At 43.3% G+C, this 22,374-nt stretch carries 20 protein-coding genes and 1 tRNA gene; 10 read left to right on the forward strand and 11 right to left on the reverse strand.

Annotation, left to right across the window (positions count from 1 at the left end):
• Positions 1 to 129: 129 nt before the first annotated feature.
• Positions 130 to 1,437 (reverse strand): NCS2 family permease, encoded by a 1,308-nt coding sequence (locus tag RXV91_RS01525; protein WP_021730136.1) that lies wholly within the window; start codon positions 1,435 to 1,437, stop codon positions 130 to 132.
• 288 nt (positions 1,438 to 1,725) lie between these two features.
• On the opposite strand from RXV91_RS01525, the gene RXV91_RS01530 reads away from it, so the two are divergent.
• Entirely contained in the window at positions 1,726 to 1,887 is a 162-nt protein-coding gene (locus tag RXV91_RS01530) for a hypothetical protein (RefSeq protein WP_316438381.1), read from the forward strand.
• 222 nt (positions 1,888 to 2,109) lie between these two features.
• Here the strand turns inward: RXV91_RS01530 and RXV91_RS01535 are convergent, their stop codons facing one another.
• Positions 2,110 to 2,583, reverse strand: a complete 474-nt coding sequence (locus RXV91_RS01535; RefSeq protein ID WP_316438534.1) for a MarR family transcriptional regulator — start codon at positions 2,581 to 2,583, stop codon at positions 2,110 to 2,112.
• 167 nt (positions 2,584 to 2,750) lie between these two features.
• On the opposite strand from RXV91_RS01535, the gene RXV91_RS01540 reads away from it, so the two are divergent.
• The 6 genes from RXV91_RS01540 (at position 2,751) to RXV91_RS01565 (ending at position 10,714) form a co-directional block, all read left to right on the forward strand.
• Entirely contained in the window at positions 2,751 to 3,560 is an 810-nt protein-coding gene (locus tag RXV91_RS01540) for a LicD family protein (RefSeq protein ID WP_316438382.1), read from the forward strand.
• A gap of 282 nt (positions 3,561 to 3,842) precedes the next feature.
• On the forward strand, positions 3,843 to 5,372 hold the full coding sequence (locus tag RXV91_RS01545) for an HD domain-containing protein (RefSeq protein ID WP_316438383.1): 1,530 nt from the start codon (positions 3,843 to 3,845) through the stop codon (positions 5,370 to 5,372).
• A gap of 1 nt (position 5,373) precedes the next feature.
• Positions 5,374 to 7,530, forward strand: a complete 2,157-nt coding sequence (locus RXV91_RS01550) for an RNA degradosome polyphosphate kinase (protein WP_316438384.1) — start codon at positions 5,374 to 5,376, stop codon at positions 7,528 to 7,530.
• Positions 7,531 to 7,532: 2 nt separating this feature from the next.
• Positions 7,533 to 8,486: an exopolyphosphatase gene (gene ppx / locus RXV91_RS01555; protein ID WP_316438385.1), complete on the forward strand. Its 954-nt coding sequence runs from the start codon at positions 7,533 to 7,535 to the stop codon at positions 8,484 to 8,486.
• A 167-nt stretch (positions 8,487 to 8,653) separates the two neighbouring features.
• Positions 8,654 to 10,087 (forward strand): MFS transporter, encoded by a 1,434-nt coding sequence (locus RXV91_RS01560; protein WP_316438386.1) that lies wholly within the window; start codon positions 8,654 to 8,656, stop codon positions 10,085 to 10,087.
• A gap of 114 nt (positions 10,088 to 10,201) precedes the next feature.
• Entirely contained in the window at positions 10,202 to 10,714 is a 513-nt protein-coding gene (locus RXV91_RS01565; protein ID WP_316438387.1) for a VanZ family protein, read from the forward strand.
• A 331-nt stretch (positions 10,715 to 11,045) separates the two neighbouring features.
• On the opposite strand, the gene RXV91_RS01570 is transcribed toward RXV91_RS01565, so the two are convergent.
• The 4 genes from RXV91_RS01570 to RXV91_RS01585 all read right to left on the reverse strand — a co-directional run bounded on the left by RXV91_RS01570 (position 11,046) and on the right by RXV91_RS01585 (position 13,133).
• Positions 11,046 to 11,276: a hypothetical protein gene (locus RXV91_RS01570; RefSeq protein ID WP_316438388.1), complete on the reverse strand. Its 231-nt coding sequence runs from the start codon at positions 11,274 to 11,276 to the stop codon at positions 11,046 to 11,048.
• A gap of 267 nt (positions 11,277 to 11,543) precedes the next feature.
• Positions 11,544 to 11,966 carry a Spx/MgsR family RNA polymerase-binding regulatory protein gene (locus RXV91_RS01575; protein ID WP_003641090.1) on the reverse strand — a complete coding sequence of 141 codons (423 nt, stop codon included), beginning with the start codon at positions 11,964 to 11,966 and terminating at the stop codon, positions 11,544 to 11,546.
• Between the two features lie 216 nt (positions 11,967 to 12,182).
• A tRNA-Asn gene (locus tag RXV91_RS01580) sits at positions 12,183 to 12,254 on the reverse strand.
• 96 nt (positions 12,255 to 12,350) lie between these two features.
• Positions 12,351 to 13,133 (reverse strand): hypothetical protein, encoded by a 783-nt coding sequence (locus tag RXV91_RS01585; RefSeq protein WP_316438389.1) that lies wholly within the window; start codon positions 13,131 to 13,133, stop codon positions 12,351 to 12,353.
• A 303-nt stretch (positions 13,134 to 13,436) separates the two neighbouring features.
• On the opposite strand from RXV91_RS01585, the gene glpK reads away from it, so the two are divergent.
• The gene (gene glpK, locus RXV91_RS01590) at positions 13,437 to 14,963 is read left to right on the forward strand and encodes a glycerol kinase GlpK (RefSeq protein ID WP_316438390.1); all 1,527 of its coding nucleotides are present in this window, start codon (positions 13,437 to 13,439) and stop codon (positions 14,961 to 14,963) included.
• Positions 14,964 to 15,879: 916 nt separating this feature from the next.
• Here the strand turns inward: glpK and RXV91_RS01595 are convergent.
• The 4 genes from RXV91_RS01595 to RXV91_RS01610 all read right to left on the reverse strand — a co-directional run bounded on the left by RXV91_RS01595 (position 15,880) and on the right by RXV91_RS01610 (position 18,753).
• Positions 15,880 to 16,935: an MFS transporter gene (locus RXV91_RS01595; protein WP_316438391.1), complete on the reverse strand. Its 1,056-nt coding sequence runs from the start codon at positions 16,933 to 16,935 to the stop codon at positions 15,880 to 15,882.
• 82 nt (positions 16,936 to 17,017) lie between these two features.
• Entirely contained in the window at positions 17,018 to 17,770 is a 753-nt protein-coding gene (locus RXV91_RS01600) for a nitroreductase family protein (protein WP_316438392.1), read from the reverse strand.
• Positions 17,771 to 18,196, reverse strand: coding sequence for a hypothetical protein (locus tag RXV91_RS01605; protein ID WP_316438393.1), 426 nt, complete (start codon positions 18,194 to 18,196; stop codon positions 17,771 to 17,773).
• Positions 18,197 to 18,444: 248 nt separating this feature from the next.
• Complete coding sequence (locus RXV91_RS01610) at positions 18,445 to 18,753, reverse strand: hypothetical protein (protein WP_011101169.1); 309 nt, start codon at positions 18,751 to 18,753, stop codon at positions 18,445 to 18,447.
• A gap of 740 nt (positions 18,754 to 19,493) precedes the next feature.
• Here RXV91_RS01610 and RXV91_RS01615 point away from each other — a divergent pair.
• Both RXV91_RS01615 and RXV91_RS01620 read left to right on the forward strand, forming a co-directional pair.
• Complete coding sequence (locus tag RXV91_RS01615) at positions 19,494 to 20,543, forward strand: aldose epimerase family protein (RefSeq protein ID WP_316438394.1); 1,050 nt, start codon at positions 19,494 to 19,496, stop codon at positions 20,541 to 20,543.
• A 343-nt stretch (positions 20,544 to 20,886) separates the two neighbouring features.
• Positions 20,887 to 21,474, forward strand: coding sequence for a TetR/AcrR family transcriptional regulator (locus RXV91_RS01620; RefSeq protein WP_316438395.1), 588 nt, complete (start codon positions 20,887 to 20,889; stop codon positions 21,472 to 21,474).
• Positions 21,475 to 21,551: 77 nt separating this feature from the next.
• On the opposite strand, the gene RXV91_RS01625 is transcribed toward RXV91_RS01620, so the two are convergent.
• Positions 21,552 to 22,367: a Cof-type HAD-IIB family hydrolase gene (locus RXV91_RS01625; protein ID WP_316438396.1), complete on the reverse strand. Its 816-nt coding sequence runs from the start codon at positions 22,365 to 22,367 to the stop codon at positions 21,552 to 21,554.
• Between the last annotated feature and the right edge of the window lie 7 nt (positions 22,368 to 22,374).

A 22,374-nucleotide genomic window follows, 5' to 3' on the forward strand; every position in this document is an offset into this window, starting at 1 on the left:
TCAATTTTTGCTTTATTCCTTCGTTGACAAAAAAGGATTACCGACGCCTGCGCCGGTAATCCCTGATAAATTTAACTCGTTAATTCGTAATAGCTTGATTCCTTGATTACACCTCACAACCAAATTTCATCAAACATTTAATATCCATAAGAAGATAATGAAAATAAAGAATAGCACATACATTAATGGATGAACTTCTTTGGCATGCTTAGTGGCAACCATCGTGATGACATAAGCGATGAAACCTAGGGCAATCCCATCAGAAATACTATACGTCAATGGCATCCCAATAACTGTCAAGAAAGCTGGTACAGCAATTTCAAACCGTTCCCAGCTGATCTGTTTCAAAGATTCCGCCATCAAGACTCCCACAATAATTAGCGCTGGAGCCGTCACTTGATCCGTCACCACGTTTAACAATGGTGAGAAGAATAAGCCAAAGATAAAGAGGGCCCCGGTGACGACCGCACTCATCCCAGAACGACCACCAACCGCAATCCCAGCCGACGATTCAACGTAAGCCGAAGTTGGTGAGGTTCCTAATACTGAACCAACTAACATGGATGTTGAGTCAGCCATCAAAGCCTTCCCAACGCGTGGCATCTTATTATTTTTCATAAAACCAGCCTGCTCCGCCAAGCCAACTAGTGTCCCAGCCGTATCGAAAAACGTCACTAACAAGAAAGTCAAAACAACAATGATCAATTGTAACGAATTAATATCACCAATATGACCAAGCGCAACACCAAACGTTGGTTTTAAAGAAGGCGCTGCCGAAACAATCGTTGATGGCATTTTAATCAGACCAGTTGCTAAGCCTAAAATCGAAGTTAAGACCATCCCAATAAAAATTCCACCGGGAACTTTCCGGCTCATCAGAATCAACGTTACAATCAAACCAAAAATCGTCAACCAGGTCGTCCCAACAGTCAATGATCCCAGGCCAACAACCGTTGATTTATTGGCAACAATCAAACCACCACCATGAAGCCCAATGAATGCAATGAAGAACCCGATCCCAGCCGAAATGGCGAGTTTCATATCACGCGGAATCGCATCAATAATCATTTCCCGAAGTTTAAAAATCGTAATTAGCATGAAAATGATTGCGGCCACAAACACCCCTGCTAAAGCAGTTTGCCACTTAATCCCCATTCCAATCACAACCGAATAGGTGAAAAATGCGTTGACCCCTAGTCCAGGCGCAATGGCAATCGGATACTTAGCCACCAGCCCCATTAACAGACACCCTAACGCTGAAGCTAATGCTGTAGCAGTAAAAACCGCCCCTTTATCCATCCCAGAAGCGCCTAGGACACTCGGATTAACAAATAGGATGTAAGCCATTGAGACAAACGTCGTCAAGCCAGCCAGTACTTCAGTCCGCATTGACGTTTTCAATTCTGAAAAATTAAAATATGCCGCAATTTTATTCATGATTCCCTCCAGATATTCGTCTAAATTATAATTGCACAATTGTAAACGTTCGTGTTTCTGTACTATTTTGACGTATTTAATCGTATCATTATGTTCAAGCAAAAGCAATAACCGAACACTAAATAATTTAGAATCAGATTAAATACGATTTTTAATTTACCAGGGCCTGCGTTAGAATGAAATTAATTAAAGTGTGCTCATCGTCATAATGCCGCCATGGGGTCACTGATCCAGTGTGCCGTAATGACAATCCTAGCTTATCAAGCCTAATTTGGGAGTGTGATTTAAATGGCTGGTTCCAAAGTTACTGCCATCTTCTTTTTAATCTTATATACAGTTCTACTATACTTAGTCTTCACCATGCAAAATATGTTAGCGATGTACTTAATGGCTATCGGTATGTTTCTAGAAGCTTGTGAGGGCGTCTATCATAACTTTTTTAAGCATTAATCGATGACTTGAATAAGATTTGCGTCATTAACGTAAATTGCCACTATTAAAAATCTGAGTCTTCGATAAAACTAACTGAACATCTGATGATTATTTTGACATGATGCCAGATGAAAATAAGCTTCACGAGAATCATTAATTCCCGTGAAGCTTATTTTAGTTTTGCCCATCAGCATTACTACTCTTTTAGCGTCAAAATCATCGCCAGATTCAAAGTACAATCTAGTGTAAGATTGGATGTACTTGGGGTTCACCAAGATCTGTCACTTGCTGACTAAAAGTCCCCATCATTTTGAGTACTTGATCAATTTGCGGTGCACCTAACTGGTTGACCCAATGATCAAAATGCCGTGTAATCGCCTGATCTACAATCCGCTCAACTTGTTGACCACGTTCCGTTAAATGTAAGTATAATCGCCGTCGATCTCGTGGATCAGGTACCTGAAAAACATAGTGTTGCATCAATAATGATTTAACTTGCCGTGAAATCGCACTACGTGTCACCTGACGCTGAATAGCAATATCATTGAGCGTTACCTCATCAGTTGTTGCAATGCGCCGCAAAATTAAAAATTGTTCAAACGACAGTTTATTTTGACTCAATGGCCAGGCCACTAAGTCCATCATAACTTTAGTTGTATTTTGGTATGCTTCAAAATAATCATTGAGAAGTTTGCTTAATTCGTCATTATCCATCGCAATCACCATCACTTCATTAACTTTTGACCAAATATAACACGCCTTTAACTGTATCGCACACAATAACTCGCAGATCACAACGTTAAGCATCCTCCCTAACAATTTTGTTCAACAAAGTGTATGATTGAGTTAGTTGAAACGCTTACGTAGAAGGAGACGAGCACATGTCCTTGACACCCTTACACCAAGTTGAATTACGCTTGATGCGTACCGTAATTACCATCTGTGATGCCGAAAATATCGACTATTTTCTAATTGGCGGCTCACTGCTTGGCGCCATCCGGCATCATGGATTTATTCCATGGGATGATGATATCGATATTGGAATGCGCCGTAGTGAATATCAGCGCTTTATCACGGTTGCCAACCGCCACCTCAACCCAAACGAATTCTTCCTGCAGACGGGTGCTTCGGACCCTGATTACGCACTGAGTTATATGAAACTATTGGACGTCAACACTTATATTGAAGAAAAGAACAATGTTAACAATGCTTTTAAGGGCGTATTTGTTGATATCTTTCCTTTTGATAAGATTCCGGATGATGAAGCATTGCGACGCTCACAGATGCTACATTACAAATTAGCTGATGCCGCTATCTTACTAAAGTTAAATTATAACTTTGTCAAAACACCACTACGTAATTTAATCACGAAGCATACACCCCAGCAACTAGCTGAAGTCAATCGTCACAAACAGGAACGCGAGGAATACATGCGCTTGTATGAACAGTCAGATTCGCGAACTTATAAGAACCTCGCATCCCAATACGACTACGAAAAGGAAATTATGTCCTACCAGGAATTAACTGAATTAACCCTAGCACCATTTGAGGACATCCAAGTCAAAATTCCCAGTGCTTATGATGCCATCTTAACCCGAATGTATGGTGATTACATGCAGTTACCGCCAACGGATAAACGAGTTGAAAAACATCTGAACAAACTAATTATCGATAATCACGAAATCTTATAACATTAACTGGCGTGGTTCAGGCGTACTCGTTGCGGCCGAGTCACGCTTTTTTGCTTAATCGCACGTTACTGGCATGACTCAATCATAAATCACCTTAATACTGTAACTGATTTAATGACCACTTCCGTTACCCTTAACTTGCAAATGTAAATTGGACACAATCACTAACTGTTACACCACTAAAATACTAATTTAACTAACCCCAACCTGTGTTAAACTTAAAATAAATATGTGACTTTAACCCTATTGGGGGGTCAGGAAATCATTAAATGGGGGATCGCCATGGCAGCAAAATTATTTGGAATTATGATGATCAACGTTCAGAGTATTGAATTGTCGATCGTCAACCTACGCACATTACGCCAAGTTGAACGAGTTCGGTCAGATGTTTCGCTTGGTGAAGATATCTATGATCAGCATACGATCGATTATGATTCGGTGGAACAAGCCGCCCAAGCACTGAGTGGTTTTGTCCAAATCATGAACGATTACGGCGTTAAGGACTACCATCTATGGGGGTCGTGGTCCTTGTCATCCGCTAACAATGCCGACTATATTCAAGACCAGTTGCTCGTCAGGACTGGTCTCAAAATCGACTGGTTATCTAGTAGTCAAGAAACCTATTTGCGCTCAGTCGCAGTAGCCGTCCACTTTCCACGTTTCAAACAAATGATTACTAAACCAACTTACTTATTGGGAATCAACTCCGGTAGTGTCGGTATTTCCCACTATGATCAGAGCAATTTTGTCTTTTCTCGAAGTCTTCGCTTAGGGCCCGTCAGAATTGCCGAAGTCCTCGAAGACTTGCAATCCAGTGTTCCCAACTATGTTGAAGTTCTGGACGACTACATTTCTAGTCAAATCATTGATTTTGGGCGTTTCTTACCCGGACGTCGGGACCAGCCTAGCAACGTGGTTATGCTCGGTGTTGCCCCGTTTGCTACCCTTTTTCGCCAACAGCAATCTAAAGCTGGTGTTGAAGAACTGAGTAAAGCGGACTTTCAAGCCTTATATGACGATGTCCTTAATGCTTCCGATCAGTATTTGATGGATAAATACGAAGTCGATGAAGAAGACGTGCGCTTGATCGTACCCGAGCTACTGCTTATCAATGAACTACTACAACTTACTAACGCTGAAAAAATCTGGTTGGGCAACGTCACCGTACTTGACGGACTAATTATCCAAGAAGCCGTCAAACTAGGTTACAAGAAATATAACTTTGACAATCAAATCGTCACAGCTGCTAAAAATATTGCTGACCGATATAATGTTGAGCCTAAACACCGTGACTTAGTCACCAAGTTCTCGCTACACCTCTTTGACCAACTCAAACCATTACACCACTTAGGCAAACGTGAGCGATTGCTCTTACAAGTGGCCGCCATCGTACATGACGTTGGTAGTTATATCGATCCGCACCAGCATTACTTACATTCAGATTATATCTTGCAAGCAACGGAACTAATGGGCCTAACCGATACTGAAAAGCGGATGGTTGCCTTGATTTCACGTTACCACAGCGCGCAAACACCATCGAAAGACATTCGCCATTTCGAGCACTTACAAGTCGAACAACGGCTGCTAGTATCAAAACTATCTGCCATCTTACGAATTGCCGATGCTCTGGATGACGGTCGCAAACAAAAAGTTGACAAAATCTCTGTTTCTATTCGCAACCCACGGGTCATCATCACTTGCTTTTCCCATGATGACCTCTTCTTAGAAAATTGGGTGTTCGCACAAAAAGCAGAGTTCTTTAAGGAAGTCTTTGGTTTAACACCAGTGATTAAACTACGGGGGGTACGTTAACATGAATTATTATAAAGAAAGTTATTATACAAACCGTGAGCTCAGCTGGCTTGATTTTAACTACCGCGTTCTTGATGAAGCCCGCGACAAAGATAACCCGCTACTTGAACGCGTGCGCTTTCTTGGAATTACTCAAAGCAACCTTGACGAATTCTTCACGGTTCGAGTCGCCTCACTACGCAAATTAATGTCAGTGAACTACACCAAGCCCGACCCCGCCGGACTAACCGCGGCTGATCAAGTCAGTGCCATTAGCGACAAAGCGCATGAGATGGTCAAACGTCAATATAACACGCTGAATCGCTCGTTGTTACCATTACTGGAGCAGCATGCGATTCACCTATTGTCGATGGCCGATTTAAATGCAGAACAACACACCTTTGTTAAGAATTATTTTGATGATGAGCTATACCCTGCTTTAACACCGATGGCAGATGATTCTTCACGCCCTTTCCCGTTCATTGGGAATAATACACTCAACATCGCCTTGCGTATTTATAAGAATGGTGACAAGAAAGATCGCAAGTTTGCCACCGTGCAAGTTCCTGATGTCTTCCCCCGCGTAGTTGTCTTGCCAGGGGCGCCCAATCAATTTATTTTGATTGAGGAAATTATCAAGGCCTTCGTTGGCTCACTATTTATCAACTACACGGTTAAAGAGACCAGCTGTTATCGTGTCATGCGGGACTTGGATCTAGACGTGGCCGAAGAAGATACCTCCGACTTATTGAAGGAAGTTCAGAAACAATTGAAGATGCGTGAACGAGGTAAAGTGATGCGCTTAGAAGTCGAAAAAAGTATGAGCAAGCATCAGCGCAGCCGACTGGCCAAATCTCTCGGAATCAACGAAAGCGCGCTGTACATCATCAATGGACCGCTCAATCTGACTTTCTTATCCAAGTTGGTAAAAGCTGTGCAGGGCCACGAAGACTTGAACTACCCGAAATATCACGCCTACTACCCCGCAAAATATCGTGAACGTTCCATTTTTGATTTAATCAAGGACCATGATATTTTAATGCAATACCCGTACGATGATTTCAAACCCGTCGTGGACTTTGTTCATGAAGCCGCTGAAGATAATGATGTCTTGGCCATTAAAATGACGCTGTACCGCGTATCAGCTGATTCACCAATTATCAAATATCTCGGCCAAGCAGCACAAAACGGTAAGCAGGTCACCGTTCTCGTGGAAGTTAAAGCCCGTTTTGATGAAGAAAACAACGTTCATTGGGCCAAAAAGCTCGAAGAAATGGGCTGTCACGTCATTTATGGCTTAATTGGTCTCAAGACCCACTGTAAGTTAGCCCTCGTCGTCCGTCGTGAAAATGAAGGTATCAAACGCTACATGCACATGGGAACCGGGAACTATAACGATGTCACCGCCCACTTTTACACAGACATGGGCCTCTTCACTGCTGATACTGATATGGGCATCGACGCCTCCAACATCTTTAACATGTTATCCGGTTATTCCGAGCCACCGTATTTCCACAAATTGCACATCTCACCAGATGGCATTCGCGACTTCATCAACGAAAAGTTAGACGATGAGATTGCAATTGCTAAAACTGGCCGTCCCGCCGTCGTCAAGATGAAGATGAACTCATTATCCGATCCACAAATTATTAGCAAACTCTACGAAGCATCGCATGCTGGCGTTAAAATTCAACTGATCATTCGGGGTATTTGTTGTCTGCGGACAGGTATTAAAGGTGTTTCCGATAACATCGAGGTCCACTCAATTATTGGCCGCCTACTTGAACACAGTCGCATCTACTACTTCAGTAACGATGGTGAACCGCAAATTTACTTATCCAGCGCGGACATGATGACTCGTAACCTGAACCGTCGTGTCGAATTATTATTCCCACTACTCCAACCTGAAATCAGTCACCGGGCGATGACGATTTTTGCAACGATGTGGGCTGATACGGTCAAAACACGTATTTTGCAACCAGATAATACGTATACCCGCGTAGATGGCCGGGGCTTAGAAGTTTTAGACTCCCAAGCTGAATTTATTCGCGAAGCCGAACAAGCTGTTAAAGCTGATCACGGTGAAGCCACGCCAACTAGCAACGCGCATCAATTCATTCCAATGATGAGTCCCAAGAATGAACCCGATGCTTCAGATCTTGACAGAGAGGATGATTAGCGATGGAAAATTTTGCGGTCATTGATTTAGGTTCCAATTCATGTCGAATGACAATTACACAGATTCAGGAAGACGGTAGTTATACGGTCACTCACCGACTCAAGGAAATGGTGCGTTTATCCGAAAATGAAAATACCACGGACACGCCGACCCTTCAAACCGCTGCCATTGACCGCACAATTACGGCACTAAAGTCGTTTGTATCGGTCTACAAAGACTTGCCTAACTTAACCATCAAGGCCGTTGCCACCGCCGCGACACGTAAGGCTAGTAACCAAAAGAAATTCCTCAAACGCATTAAAAATGAAGTTGGTCTGGACATCGAAGTGATTCCCGGAACGACCGAAGCCTATTACGACTACCTAGGTGTGGTCAACACGCTCCCCACGACTAATTGTGTAATGGTCGATACTGGTGGCGGTAGCTGTGAACTCGTTCTTATCGTGAACGGCCAGGCCAAAGAGCTGATTAGTCTGCCAATCGGTGCGGTCAGTTTATCTGAAAAGTTCGGCCTCAACGACCAAATCACCGCTAGTCAATTATTTAAAACGATGACCTTCGTTGATAAAATTTTTAATAATGTCTGGTGGTTACGGAATGGTCTCAATCTACCACTAGTCTGCTTAGGCGGCAGTAACCGGACGTTAGCCAAGATTAACCGGCGCAAATGCAACATTCTCAACTTTGAAGATATTCACGGTTATCGATTACGAGACAACGCCATCTATGACACTTTCAACACTGTTATCAGCCAGGATGCGGCCGGTCGTGCGGCCATTCCCGGACTAGCAAAGGACCGGGCCGATATTATTGTCGGTGGCATGATTCCCGCTATTAGTCTGATGCGCTTCTTGGATTCTGATCGGATGATTTTTTCTCAAAATGGCCTTCGTGAAGGCATCTTATTTGAACATTTAACCACCTTAGCCGAGCAGAACGCTAAAGTCAGTGATTAAAATTCGAGCTGACATTTTTATCAATAATATGCTAGGATTAAGTTATCAATAAATTCATCAAGGTCGTCTTTGATGCTTGTATATCTTTACAACGGAACCTCCGTTGATCAAGAAAAGCGTCGTTTCATACACGAAACGAGCTGGCCTTGATTAACGGAGGTTTTATTTTGTCAACAAGCACATCAGTCATTCCGACCCAAACTAAGGTCGCAATTTTCGGTACCGCTGGCCTGGCTTTTTGCGGTGTTTTAGTTGAAACGTCGATGAACGTGACTTTTCCAACCTTAATGCATCAATTTCATACCGGCTTATCAACAGTTCAATGGGTGACCACTGCCTACTTACTTGCCGTGGCAACCACCATGGTTATTACGGCCCTTATTCAACAACGCTATCACTGGCGAACAATAATTAACGTTGGCGGAGCCGGCTTCATCCTCGGTGGCTTATTATGTATGGTAGCTCCCCAATTATGGTTATTACTACTCGGTCGTATCATTCAAGCCATTGGAACCGGCTTAGCATTACCATTAGTCTTCACTCAAATTATGACCCAAGTCCCATTCACTGCTCAAGGGCGTTTTACGGGAACAGCTGGTATGTTGATTGCACTGGCTCCTTCACTCGGACCAACGTATGGAGGCTTAGTAACACAACTATTATCCTGGCGTTTGATTTTCGGTATCACCCTACCGTTTGGCCTGATTGCTTGGCTCATTACGGCTAAAAAGATCCACCAAATACAGGAACCACAATCACGACCATTTCCATTACGTCAATTTACATTAGTCGTTGCGGCGCTCATTCTCTTCATCTTTAGTATTAATAACCTGAGTAACCACGGACTAAGCTTGTTGTATGTCTGGGCACCTTTGAGCATTGCAGTATTGGCACTACTGGGCTTTATCCATTCCACGCGCCGAGCACCACACCCACTGATCAACCTGACCGTCTTCAAACAAGGCAATTTCACACGGGCCCTACTCATTTATTTTCTCATTCAGTTTATCCAGATTGGTTTGACCTTTCTTCTTCCTAACTTTGCCCAGTTAGCCTTGGGAAAAAATGCACTAGTATCTGGTTTAATGCTCTTAGCTGGGAGCCTCTGTTCAGCCATACTGTCCCCTTTAACTGGCAAATTGATGGACCGCCACGGTGTTCAACTACCATTTCAAATCGGCGCTATTTTTTTAGGACTAGCCACGTTAGGACTAGCTTTGTTAGCCCAGCACCTCTCTGTTAGCTTGATCATTGGTCTATTTGTTCTCTTTCAAATTGGGTTCAGTTGCTTATTCAACAACGCTTTGACGTATGGGTTACAACAATTACCGCCTCCATTAATAGGTGACGGTAACGCATTATTTAATACCTTGCAACAATATTCTGGTTCACTTGGAACTGCCATTATGACCGTCTTGATCACGTTAGGAACCCGGCTCACACCGCGTGCTTCTTCCACGACTCAAACCACCCTTGGCACCCAAATCGCACTCTGGTTCAGCCTGATCATTATTATTGGTGTGATTGTTCTGAGCTTAACAACTAAGCCCGTTTTGACCGACACTGATGTCAACCAGAACTCGAACAACGCTAATCTCTAATTTACTTGAGTTTTAGTTAAGCCGGTAAAGGCTTCATTAAGCTTCGTGTTCGTATCACTTCACACCCCGGGGTTTACGGTATGATACAGTTACAATAACTAAGGAGTGGTGCGAATGCGTTGGGAACCGTTCAGAATTATTTTAATAGTCGCAACATTGAGTTGTTTAGTGATCCTCGTGCACACTCGCCAGCCCCGGGTACGTACGCGACAGTTGCTCAGTTTAGGTTACTTATTTGGACTTAGTGTTATTCTTTTTACACCGCTATCTTTTGATGGCACTGCCATCTACGTCATGCCGGCGGGAGGCGGTCAAGTAAATCTGACTCGCCTTTACCTTCATGGCCTGGGCTTCATCGAAAATATTATCCTGACAATTCCATTGGGCTGGGGCATTAAGCGTCACTTTAAACATTACTCATTATTCAGCCTTGGCCTAACTGGCTTGTTAGTTGGCGCTAGCATTGAAAGCTTGCAATATTTTATGTCACAGCACTGGTTAATCAATCGTAGTAGCGACATCAATGATGTCATCGCTAACGCGGCCGGTATCTTAATTGGTGGCCTGTTAGCCGCCATCATTCAATTCATTATCCATCACCGTAAAACAACCGTAACCGATTACTAACAGCAACCCACTTGCTTGCGTTAAAGAAATTGCAGCTAGCTGTGCTCACCCGTACCCGGCATTCGCTAATGAACTAACATTTAAAGCCGTTTTAAAATATCTGCCGAGTTATTAATTAACATCCAGCCTGATAAGACGTCAAAAGAAAGTACGCCACAAGTCATCCAGCTTGTGAGCATCAGCGAATTCACGTTAAGCAAAACAAATTGACTTTTGACGCCTATCTCGGCATCATTATCATGGAAAATAAAACGCGTAGATTACTCAAAGTAAGCTGAGTAATTTACGCGTTTTGAAGTTTTATTCCAGTCTTTTTAGGCTATCGTCCCAACTACTTTGGTAAAGATGTTGTTTCATCAAAACCAGCATGTTGCGCCTGCTGATCTTGATGCCAACTAGTCGGACTCCATAGTTGCCCCTCCATTGAGCCACGCAGGCTTTCAATTTCAGCTTGCTGGTCATCGATAACCTTAATAATACTATCAATCACCACTTGATTATCCGTTGTCTTTAAAGCGGTTAGTGCCTGCATTGCCCAAGCCGCTTGGTCTTGTTCACTCATTACATCAAAATCTCCATTTCCTTCAAGGCTTTTTACATTGTACACAAGCCAACTTATTTTACCAAGTAATTTGCTTAATCACGGCAAGATGCATAACTGATAAACATGGCGTTCACACCCTTTCTTGAGAAAACAATTATCATATTCGAGTTAAAAAAACAGTCAGCATTCACGCTCGTCTTGATCACTTAGTTCAACAATAAAAAGCGGCACTTCAAGAATTTCCTATCAATTCTTGAAGTGCCGCATATATTCAGACGCGCTTGATTATCCAACTGCTTGTTGGTCATCATCATAAAGTTTTTGTTGAATTTCACGTAATTCCGACTTACGTACCGAACGTGGCAAAAATGCCCGAATGTCTTCTTCGTTATACCCGATTTGTAACCGCCGACCATCATAAATGATTGGCCGCTTGAGCAATTGTGGTTTTTCAACTAATAGGTCCAATAACTGATTGAAACCTAAGTCTGACAAATCAATGTGTAATGCTTTGAAAGCCTTAGAACGCGTTGAAACAATGTCCTCGAAGCCATTTTCAGTGAGCCGGAGGATTTGTTTCAATTCATCGCGATCCAGGGGATTAGCAATAATGTCGCGTTCATTGAATGGGATGTTATTCTCAACTAACCATGCTCGCGCACTACGACTAGACTTGCTGGACGTTGAATAATATAAGTTTACTGTCACGATGAATTCCTCCTAAGTTTCAGCGAGTGACATTACGCCACTTACTTTAATATAGTAAGTATACGGTTTTAGTCAAGAATAGTCAAGGTTTGTCAGAACTTTTTTACTTAATTATTTCTAAAGTTCTGTCACCCATCAGACACCAGCACTAGTCAGAGATAATGTCGACAAAAGCGGTACCTCACGAGATACCGCTACTTAACTAAACATGACCAACTGCCCGGGCTGGGATCGAACCAGCGACCTCTTGATTAACAGTCAATTATTCTACCGCTGAACTACCGGGCAATGATTATGTCTGTATTTATACACGCTTTTATGATAAAAAACAAGTCTTTCTTTGAAAAAGTCACACTAAATTCACATAATTAATACTAACTCGTATCATACAACATACAAACCCAGCCATGACGTCACTGTGAAATCTTGCTTTGAAAAGCGCTGAGCTAATGTGTTATTGATCTCTAACTCACTTAAAGTTGTTTTTAACTCAAAATAATAATCACCACGCTGATTATGCAGCGCAAGTTGCCAGTGGCCTAAATCATCCCAGCAGTCCGTATCAGGAACAGCCGGTTGATGCTTAAATAATATATGAAAGGTTGGTTTCCATGCTTCATGATCATCCCCAGTAACACGTATCAAGCGACACACTTCTCGATGACAACGAATGGCCGCCCGACAACCAGTTATAATGCCAATGATCATTAAACTCGCACCAATGGCCAAACCAAGTAGTAATAGCCGCGTCAATAATGGTGTTGCTTGTAATTGTGAACTGACGACAATTGTTGCACTCATCGCCAGCCAGACAACCAGTACCCAACCATTGAGCCAATTCAAGGCGACATCACGGGCATGTCGATAAACGTTCAATCGGTACTGCTGATCATTATTGACCACTCGTTGTTCCGGGATCACAGCTGAATAAGCCACCGCCATATCATCATGCAACGTATAGCTAGCGAGTGGGTGGAAGACCGTTGTCATTGCTTGTAACATCGACTGTGGTAAGTATTCAGCAATTACCTGACGCGCATGTGGGACAGTTTTAAACTGATACGTCAAGCCATGAATCGCTGTCAGTTGATAGCCGTGAGCAGCTTGCCGATTGAGCCAAGCAACTTCTGCGGTGGAACCTTTAAGGAAAAAGCGTCGTTTTTGCATAATGGGGAACCTCCACTTCTTAATGTTTGGGGTTCCCATTATATGCCGATTGGTCTATTTTTCAAATATTCATTAAGCTTAGTTCAATACCATTACCAACCCTTATACACAGCAACAACGATTAATTCAAAGTTGGTACTCTTTTCTTATTTTCACAAATTGGTATGGGTCGGTAACCCAATTGAAAGTAGTCAGTTAGATATCCACTTATAGATTAAGTTTTTGATATTTATTCACAAATTTCATTATCCGTGCTAGCATCAAAGATAATATTATCGATTACACTCTTTGGAGGAACAAGTTATGTCAGCCAAATATATTATGGCCATTGATGAGGGCACCACGAGCACCCGTGCCATCATCTTTAACCACGCCGGTCAAAAAGTCGCCGATGCGCAAAAGGAATTCCCACAATACTTCCCGCAACCAGGCTGGGTCGAACACAATGCGACCGAAATCTGGAACGCGGTTTCGTCAACCATTGCCAATGTTTTAATTGACGCCAACATTAAGCCTAATCAAATCGAAGCCATTGGGATCACCAACCAACGTGAGACTACCGTTGTCTGGGACAAGCAAACCGGTCTCCCCATTTATAACGCCATCGTTTGGCAGTCTCGGCAAACTGCCCCGTTAGCTGAACAGCTCATTACTGATGGTCTGGGTGATCTGATCCATCGGCACACCGGTCTGGTGACCGATGCCTACTTCTCAGCAACCAAGATTCGCTGGATTTTAGATCACGTCGCCGGTGCCCAAGAACGCGCAGAACGTGGCGAACTTCTTTTTGGAACCATTGATACTTGGCTCGTTTGGAAACTTACGGGTGGTGCCACTCACGTCACTGACTACACCAACGCTAGTCGAACCATGTTATTTAATATTCACGATCTACAGTGGGACCAGACTATTCTCGACCGACTGAATATTCCGACAGCGATGTTACCAGAAGTGCGCTCTAACTCTGAAATTTACGGTACCACTAAGGACTATCTGCTCTATGGTAGCCAAATTCCAATCAGCGGGATGGCTGGCGACCAACAAGCCGCACTATTCGGTCAGATGGCCTTCGAACCTGGCATGGTCAAAAACACTTATGGCACCGGTGCCTTTACCGTCATGAATCTGGGCGAACAACCGCAATTATCTGACCACAACCTTTTAACGACCATCGCTTACGGGCTTGATGGTCACATCAATTATGCGCTTGAAGGCTCCATCTTCGTAGCAGGTTCGGCCCTACAATGGTTACGTGATGGCATGCAACTGATCGAATCAGCACCAGAATCCGAAAGTCTTGCCCAACAGTCCCATAATCACAACGAAGTCTACGTAGTTCCCGCCTTTACCGGCTTGGGCGCACCTTACTGGGATTCTGAGACCCGAGGGGCCGTCTTTGGCTTAACCCGCGGGACAACCCGGGCTGACTTTGTTAAAGCCACGCTACAATCATTGGCCTATCAGTCTCGCGACGTCATTGATACGATGAAAAACGATGCCAACATCACCATGCCAACACTCATGGTCGACGGCGGGGCAGCCCGCAATAACTGGCTGATGCAATTCCAAGCCGATATTTCAAACGTCAAGATTATCCGGGCCGCTGACCTCGAAACCACTGCACTGGGCGCTGCATTCTTAGCCGGCCTAGCCGTGGGATACTGGCAAGATTTGGACGAACTCAAATCGATCCACCAAGCCGGCGATGTCTTTCAACCCCAAATGGCTGCGGCCCAACGTGCGAACCTTTATCAAGGCTGGCAAGCCGCAGTCAAAGCAGCCCAACTATTCAAGCACACCCCAATCGACGCCCAATCAAGTACCAACTAAACTAAATTTCTAATCAAAAACGCCGCGACTGAAATCAGTCGCGACGTTTTTAGTTCAGCACTGTTTTCCTTACATCCATCACTGCCATTCTCATCTATCCGATAATCCGCACTGTGTTTGTTGCTTTTCATGATTGAAACGTGCCATTTTTTAAATTCAAAAACAGCCAGCTTAGGCCCGCTGGAAACAGTTCGAGTTAGCGTAAACTTTTTTGGTTGGTTCGTCCTACACCGACTTCCAGACATTTCTGCCAATTGCCGGAACGTGGTGGGCACAGATTTAAGCCGAAGCCCACGTCTTAAATACTGGTCTTTCACTAACCAAGCAAAAGACGCTTGCTAAGTGAAATTTCACCACTGGGCATTGTCAGAAACGCCTTCCAGTCGGGACAGTATTCGAATGGCAGACAGTAAGGGACCCAACTTTTGTTGGACTCATCATTGTTCTTCATAAACAGTAATTTTGTCGAGCAACTGTCAGGCAGAAAATGACATTGTGATAGCTTACTATTTCGGAATCACCATAGTAATAATCGAACGTTTCAACAAAGTGGTTAATGTAACCCTAACCTCTCGTTTAAAGTTCCATTATCAAAATAATCAGCGACCAATTGTACCAAGTTAAGTGGCCGTTCATCAGCCATTCGAGCGGCTTACCGACCGGAGGGGCTGGGTGACAATGCTCAGTAGCCAAATTATTCTTAGTCGGAAGTGGTCTGCTTCCGGCTTAGAATAAGACTCGTATTTGAGACCGGGCGGGTTGTGCACGGGCTCAAATCGACGTCGGCTTACGTTCCAGCAATTGTCACCCAGCCCCGGAGGTCGGAATAAGACGATCATTGCTGACGAACAGGAATCCACCTAATCGGCACGTTTCAATCATGATTAATGACAGATTAATGAACATCGCGTGGGGTTTATGATAATTGTAGTTCGTCCACTTTTTTGAAAGCGCGACTGGCCAGAAATAATAGGAATATGCCGGCATAAAAGAAAGCAAATAGTAATAAGAATAGCCGTAAATCAAAGCGGTCAGCTAGAAAAGAAAACGCTAGCGAACCCAGCGGTAAGGTCACGGAAACCAGCGTATAAAAGCAGGTCATTACTTTCCCGAGTTGGCCTGAACCGACCGTTGCTTGAATCATCGGTGTCTCAAATACTTGCGTCAGTCCTTGAAAGACAAAGCTCAGTAAGTAAATGATGGCAAATAGCCAGAATTGGTTGTACGACACTACTGTCAAGATCATGAATAACGCGCGCCCAAAGTTGCCGATGAGGTAAGACTGCCGAACGGTCAACTTTTTTAACTGTCGGTAGACTACCGTCATCCCTAATAATATTCCAACGGCTGACATTGACTCCAAAATACCGTAGTAGATCGAGCCACCGAAATGCCGCCCAAATAAAACGACGTACGTATTCAAACCGCCAAAGAAAAAATTCATGACGAAGCTCGCAAACGTCAATAAACGTAGCAGCGGATCAGTGCTGATAATTTTGAAACCAACCAAAAGCTGGTTGAAATACGAGGACTTTTCCCGCGTGTGTTGCTGACGGGGTTCAGCGAGTTTGATCCGTTTAAAAGTGACAACAGTAACGACAAACGTGGCTGCATCCATGATTAAAACACCGAGCACTGAGCAGAGGCTGATCAAAAATCCAGACAGCGCGTTGAACACGTAATCCGTTCCCTTGTAGGCAAGTGACATGTCCGCTTGTGCTTGAACTAACTGGTCTGGCTCAACGAGCAGCGGTACTAATGCATCTTGAATCGGATAAGCTAGTGATCCAAAAAGGGCCGCGATGAATACCAGCCCGACATAGATACCTGGCAACTTAATATGTAACGCAGCCCGGGCCTGCTTAGTCAACATCGTCTCAGAGTTAATTATATTATAATTAGTAAAAATAGCAATATCTAATCTTATTTTAATGTTAAGATTCGTCCTCCCAGGTACAAAAAAATCTCCCATGTCAGCTAATAGTGACATGGGAGCGTTACATTAACGGTTATTTTTCGTTCAGCCATTCTAATTATTAGTGTTATGGTAACGATTATTGGTCTAATTCCGGCAAAAAGCCCTGCTGCCTAGCGATTGTCAAAAACTCTCGCCGTTTGGCCGCTGAGTGGGTCGCTTCCTGCGTCATGTGCGCTAAGTGTTCCGTACGGGCGTGACTACTCCGATGTTGGTAATACTGATTTAAAACGCCATCAAACCGGTCCAGTTCCGCCTGATAACTCGTAGGCTCAGCATAGGTATCTTGAAACAACACAGCGGGCAACCCTAATCGGGGTTTCTTTTCAGGAACATCCGCTGGGTGTCCTAACTGCAACCCAAAGACGGGTAACGTCAAGTCTGGCAAGTGCAGTGCGTCAATCACCGCCTGCGTGTCGTTGTTAATTGAACCAAGTACAACGCTACCAAGACCCATGCTTTCAGCGACCATCACCATCGCCGCTGTAATCAGCGTAGCATCTTCAATACTACCGGCAAAGCGGTCAAATTCACTCAGTGCCCGGCGCGTCGTTGCGCCCGGTGCTAACTTGACATTGCGGTGTTGGTCCGCAACCACAACTAATAAACGGCCGTTTTCACCAACCGTTGGCATCGTCGTAATCGTGGCCAATTGTTGGCGTAGTGCAGGCTGAGTGATCTCAATCAAACTGTATGCCTGTAAATATTGGCTAGTCGGCATTTGTTGCGCCGTTGTGATGATTTGCGCGAATTTCGCATCACTAATTGGTTCAGTGGTAAATTGTCGCCGCGTTCGATGGTCCTGTAAGGTTTCAATCACACTCTTTGTCACTTAAAATCGCTCCTGTTCTTGTTGTAATTCCCGTGACCAGTCCGTTAATTGTGGCAACACGTCCAGGTTCAAGTTAAACACAATTCGTTGACACACTTGATCAAGCTGTACGCTCCGAAATAAGGGATAACGTGTCCTTCCCTGAGCCTGGTGCGTGATGACACTTAATGTAACCAGCTCATCTAACGCCGTTTCTAACAGTGTCATCGCACGCTGCGGAAAATATTCTCGCTGTAGTGCCGGCGCGTCCAATGAGCAGCCTGCTAACGCTTCAACATCTCGCCGAGTCAATAACAAACTTTCCGGATGTTCGCCAATTAATCGACTTAAAATCTGGACCGTTAGTTGGGTCTCAAACGCGTTACGAAAACGAAAACGGGTCTGGAAATGACTTTGAATAAATTGTAGCAATGCCCCATTCTTCATTTAATAACGAGCCTCCTTAAACATGCTTATTGATAATAACACTGATACTAGCGTTTGTAAGTTATTTTCCCCCACTACGCACCCGCAATTAAATCACCACAATCAGTCAATTTCATGATCCAAACAAAAAAGCTGAGCTTAGAGAATTGACATTCTGAAAGTTCAACTTTTGACCCAGCGCCTACTTAAAAAAATCAACCAGTATCTGATAAACTCGTACTCCTGCGTTAGACCCTGGCTAACAACTTTTAGCCAATATGATTTTCTTTCAAAATCAGATCGACCTCAGCTTGCATGTCGGGTGTTTTTGTCCATTCTTCCCAATGATCCATCGTTTCATCGGGAATCGTAAACGTTTCATTAATATATTGCTCATACTTGGCAACATGCGTGGAATGCGGAATGTTTAGTTGTAATATCCGCACTTGCTTAATAAAACCACGTTCAGCTGCTAACTCAGCGCGGCCATTCATCAACATGTTTCCGATCTCCATGTATGAGGTCCCATCATTACGTGTTATTTCTTGAATTAAGTCTAATACTTCATGGTTTTTCAACTGCAATCCCTCACTTCACATTTTAGTATAAGCGGGGTTGGCAGTCGTGTCAAAACTGACCAGTAATTGCCAGGTGATCAGACTTGGTATGCCTAATCACCTGTACTTGATGAACACTAAAATAACTCAGTCAGCTCCAAAGTGCTACCATCAGCCGAGCACTCTTTTTTCTGAGTAAACATCGATCCTCAAAAATTAAAAGAGAGCCTTATCTTCATCTGGCCCGCCATCAATTCGCCATTTTCACTCAAAAAAACCACTATCCAAGCAGATAGTGGTCGGCATAAGAGAGAAAGAGAATTGATTAGAAGGTAACTAAATACCTTACAAACTAAGAATAAGCGATATTGTAAGCGTTGTCAACAGTTAGTCAAAATAAATAGATAAATTATTTCTATTTACTCATTAATCTTTTTCTAACACCCTTAGCCAGCCATGTTCGCCGCTAAATTGCCGTCTTTACTTGTACGAGGTTAATTAGTTTACCTTAATTAATTGACTGGCACATTCATAATCGACATGCTTTGAAACAAGCCTCTCAATCTTGATAATTTTAATTATTATCAAGAATCAATTATAATTATTTACACTGGTTATTTAAATTGACCTCACTACCAACTAAACCTATCACTCTCGCATTGACACTTACTTGATTGTGATTAACAACACAATATTCACTTTAGCTGGGTTATTATTCGCATTCCCTTTAAGAATGAAATATACTAAAAGTAGGCGGTAACATGTCAGGCAGCTATGGGAGTGAGGGCATTATGAAAATAATCGAACATCAGGGGAACGGAATTAATTATTATACATTAGTGAACAATCATCATATGAGCGTCACTATTATGGACTGGGGCGCCACAGTCACCGCGATCAAAACCCATGATAAAGACGGTAAATTTGCAAATATCGTCTTGGGGTTTGACGACGGCGCCGACTATATCACCTATCAATCTTTTTTCGGTGCAACCATCGCTCGGGTTGCGGGGATCATCAAAAATGCCCGGTGGCGGCAGTATGACTTAACTCAAAATGCGGGCGAAAATCATCTAAACGGTGGTAATATGCCTCAAATTTCATTTGAACCATGGTTTTTAGAACGTAAACTGCATACTAGCGATCAAGTCGGACTCGTCATGCAATATATTACCTTGGACGGTGAGAACGGTTATCCCGGGACAATGACGATCACGGCTAATTTTGTATTAGATAACGATGGCAAATTTACCATTAGCTACACTGGTAAAAGTGATAAAACAACCTTATTCAACCCCAGCAACCATACTTACTTCAATCTAAGTGGCGATGCGGAGCGCCTCATTGATCAGCATGTTCTTAAAATCAATGCAGACGAGTACGCCGCGTTGAACAAACATGGTATTCCAACTGGAAAATTACCATGGGTCACCGACACACCATTTGATTTTCGCGATCCAGTCGAAGTCGGACCCCAGATTGCTAAAATTAAGAACGGTCTTCATCATGGCTTCGTCCTTAATGACACTCCATACCCACAAGTAGAATTACTAGATCGTATCAGTGGACGCAAAGTCACGATGCGAACGAACGCTCCGGCAGTCGTGGTTTCTAGTGCTACTAATTACCGTGATGATCGTTATCGTCTCAATGGCGGGAAACCGATGCGTTCCCAACTTGGTCTTTCCCTGCAAGCACAAAAATTACCGGATGCGATCCACCACAAGGAATTTGGCAGTATCATTATCGAACCTAATATTCCCGTAACCTACCAAACGGCCTATCGTTTTTCCAATATTTACGATGTCTAACTTATTATATACTCAAGAATAATTCAAACTGAGCTCCCAGAATGCAAACTACTGGGAGATTTTTTGACTCACTAATGAATACGCTACACCATACCATTGACTGAACAAAAATATTCTACCCCATTTTATTCGACGGACATGGCCTCATTACCATTTACCTGCTAGGCGCATATGTTATTATGCACGTTGCGCGAGTTAATCTATCATGACTCAGGACCAGTTAACTTTCAAAATAAGTGCTATTATGATAATAATACTCACATGTGGCTTAACGACTAGTACATTTAGTGGCGGTTTAATAATGACCACCCCATCAAATGTAATTAATAAGGAGGATCAGAACATGCCAGCTACTGACTTACGTGTTCAGCGCACCCAGACTGCGCTGAAAGAGGCTTTTCGGACGCTTGCTTTAAAGTATCCGCGCTATCGTGATATTACTGTCAAGGAGCTCACAAGTGTCGCTAATATCAACCGCAAAACGTTCTATTTACACTTTGATTCCATTGACGATCTAGCGGAAACGTTCGTTCGAGAAAGTGCTGATAAGATTCTAGCACTCATTAATCCGCAAGATTTTAAGAAAAATATTAGCCAACCCGGCTTAATCATTGATCGCTTAGTGACCTATTTTCGCCAATCTGAAGCTTTTCACCGAGTCATTTTGTTGAATGATGATTACAGTTTTTTATCTCGAAAAATCCACGCCGCCGTGGTAGCGGGGCTTACAGCGACGATTCAAACAAACTACCATTTATCTGCAATCGATGCTAAGGTTTGTTCAAGCTTTTTGATCCACAACAATTTAACTTTTTTTCGGCTCTATTTTAATGGTGATTTAGGACTATCTTTGGCTGAACTAAAGCAGCGTTTAGTTTCGCTCAACACTTATGGCATTCATCAATTCTTCTACCCTAATCAATCACTTTAATAGGACCCAAAAAGCTGAGCTATCGAATAACGATGTTCATTCGATAGCTCAGCTTTTTACTGACTAGTTATAGGCTTTTAATCATTTAACAACTCTTGTTCAATGGTTGCTAATACCCCATCATGTTCATTATCCAGGGCCGTCACGTGTTTTGCTGCGGCTTGAATGTCTGCCGGCGCGTTGCGCATCGCATAACTGTGCGCTGCATATCGCAATAATGGGACATCATTCGCCCCATCACCGAAGGCCATCACATTAGCTGCAGTTAACCCAAGTTTAGTCGCCAAGAATTGAATTGCTGGTAATTTTCCGACCCGCTGATCAACCAAATCTACGACGCCATACCCACTATCATGCGCACGTAACTGGCCATCAAAATAAGCATTAGCTCGTGCCACCAGATCAGCAGCCTGGTCCGGTGACGTTGAGATACTGATTTTTTTAACGGTATCATCAACAGCGGCCAGATCCGCAACTAAGTGTAAATGATCATAAAACTGACGGGCCATCGCTACTAACTCATCAGGTGCTCCTAACTCAGTATACGACCCATGGCTACCAACTAAGATTACATATGCATCTTTGAATAGTGGCTGGTGACGATCAACAGTCACAAACTTTCGTTGCTGGTCTGCTGAAAGACTACCATCAAAGATCAAGCGGTCCTGGGCATAAATCGACGCCCCATTTTCAGCAACAACGATAAGATTATCCGCCATGACATCTTTAAATAACTGTCTAAGATGGGCATATTGATTACCAGACGAAAGTACTAGGGAAACGTTTATCGCCTGTAACTGCGCCAAAACCCGTTTAAACCGTTCTTTGTCAAAACGCTGATCTTGATGCAATAACGTTCCATTCAAGTCAGTTGCAATTAATTTGATTGCCACAAGTAGC

Source organism: Lactiplantibacillus sp. DA1, assembly GCF_032681335.1.
In the GTDB taxonomy this organism is placed as follows: domain Bacteria; phylum Bacillota; class Bacilli; order Lactobacillales; family Lactobacillaceae; genus Lactiplantibacillus.

Excerpts from the sequence above, each read along its gene's own strand:
- RXV91_RS01525 (WP_021730136.1), bottom strand. The coding sequence starts at position 1,437 with ATGAATAAAATTGCGGCATATTTTAATTTTTCAGAATTGAAAACGTCA.
- RXV91_RS01530 (WP_316438381.1), top strand. The coding sequence starts at position 1,726 with ATGGCTGGTTCCAAAGTTACTGCCATCTTCTTTTTAATCTTATATACA.
- RXV91_RS01535 (WP_316438534.1), bottom strand. The coding sequence starts at position 2,583 with ATGGATAATGACGAATTAAGCAAACTTCTCAATGATTATTTTGAAGCA.
- RXV91_RS01540 (WP_316438382.1), top strand. The coding sequence starts at position 2,751 with ATGTCCTTGACACCCTTACACCAAGTTGAATTACGCTTGATGCGTACC.
- RXV91_RS01545 (WP_316438383.1), top strand. The coding sequence starts at position 3,843 with ATGGCAGCAAAATTATTTGGAATTATGATGATCAACGTTCAGAGTATT.
- RXV91_RS01550 (WP_316438384.1), top strand. The coding sequence starts at position 5,374 with ATGAATTATTATAAAGAAAGTTATTATACAAACCGTGAGCTCAGCTGG.
- ppx (WP_316438385.1), top strand. The coding sequence starts at position 7,533 with ATGGAAAATTTTGCGGTCATTGATTTAGGTTCCAATTCATGTCGAATG.
- RXV91_RS01565 (WP_316438387.1), top strand. The coding sequence starts at position 10,202 with ATGCGTTGGGAACCGTTCAGAATTATTTTAATAGTCGCAACATTGAGT.
- RXV91_RS01570 (WP_316438388.1), bottom strand. The coding sequence starts at position 11,276 with ATGAGTGAACAAGACCAAGCGGCTTGGGCAATGCAGGCACTAACCGCT.
- RXV91_RS01585 (WP_316438389.1), bottom strand. The coding sequence starts at position 13,133 with ATGCAAAAACGACGCTTTTTCCTTAAAGGTTCCACCGCAGAAGTTGCT.
- glpK (WP_316438390.1), top strand. The coding sequence starts at position 13,437 with ATGTCAGCCAAATATATTATGGCCATTGATGAGGGCACCACGAGCACC.
- RXV91_RS01595 (WP_316438391.1), bottom strand. The coding sequence starts at position 16,935 with ATGGGAGATTTTTTTGTACCTGGGAGGACGAATCTTAACATTAAAATA.
- RXV91_RS01605 (WP_316438393.1), bottom strand. The coding sequence starts at position 18,196 with ATGAAGAATGGGGCATTGCTACAATTTATTCAAAGTCATTTCCAGACC.
- RXV91_RS01615 (WP_316438394.1), top strand. The coding sequence starts at position 19,494 with ATGTCAGGCAGCTATGGGAGTGAGGGCATTATGAAAATAATCGAACAT.
- RXV91_RS01620 (WP_316438395.1), top strand. The coding sequence starts at position 20,887 with ATGCCAGCTACTGACTTACGTGTTCAGCGCACCCAGACTGCGCTGAAA.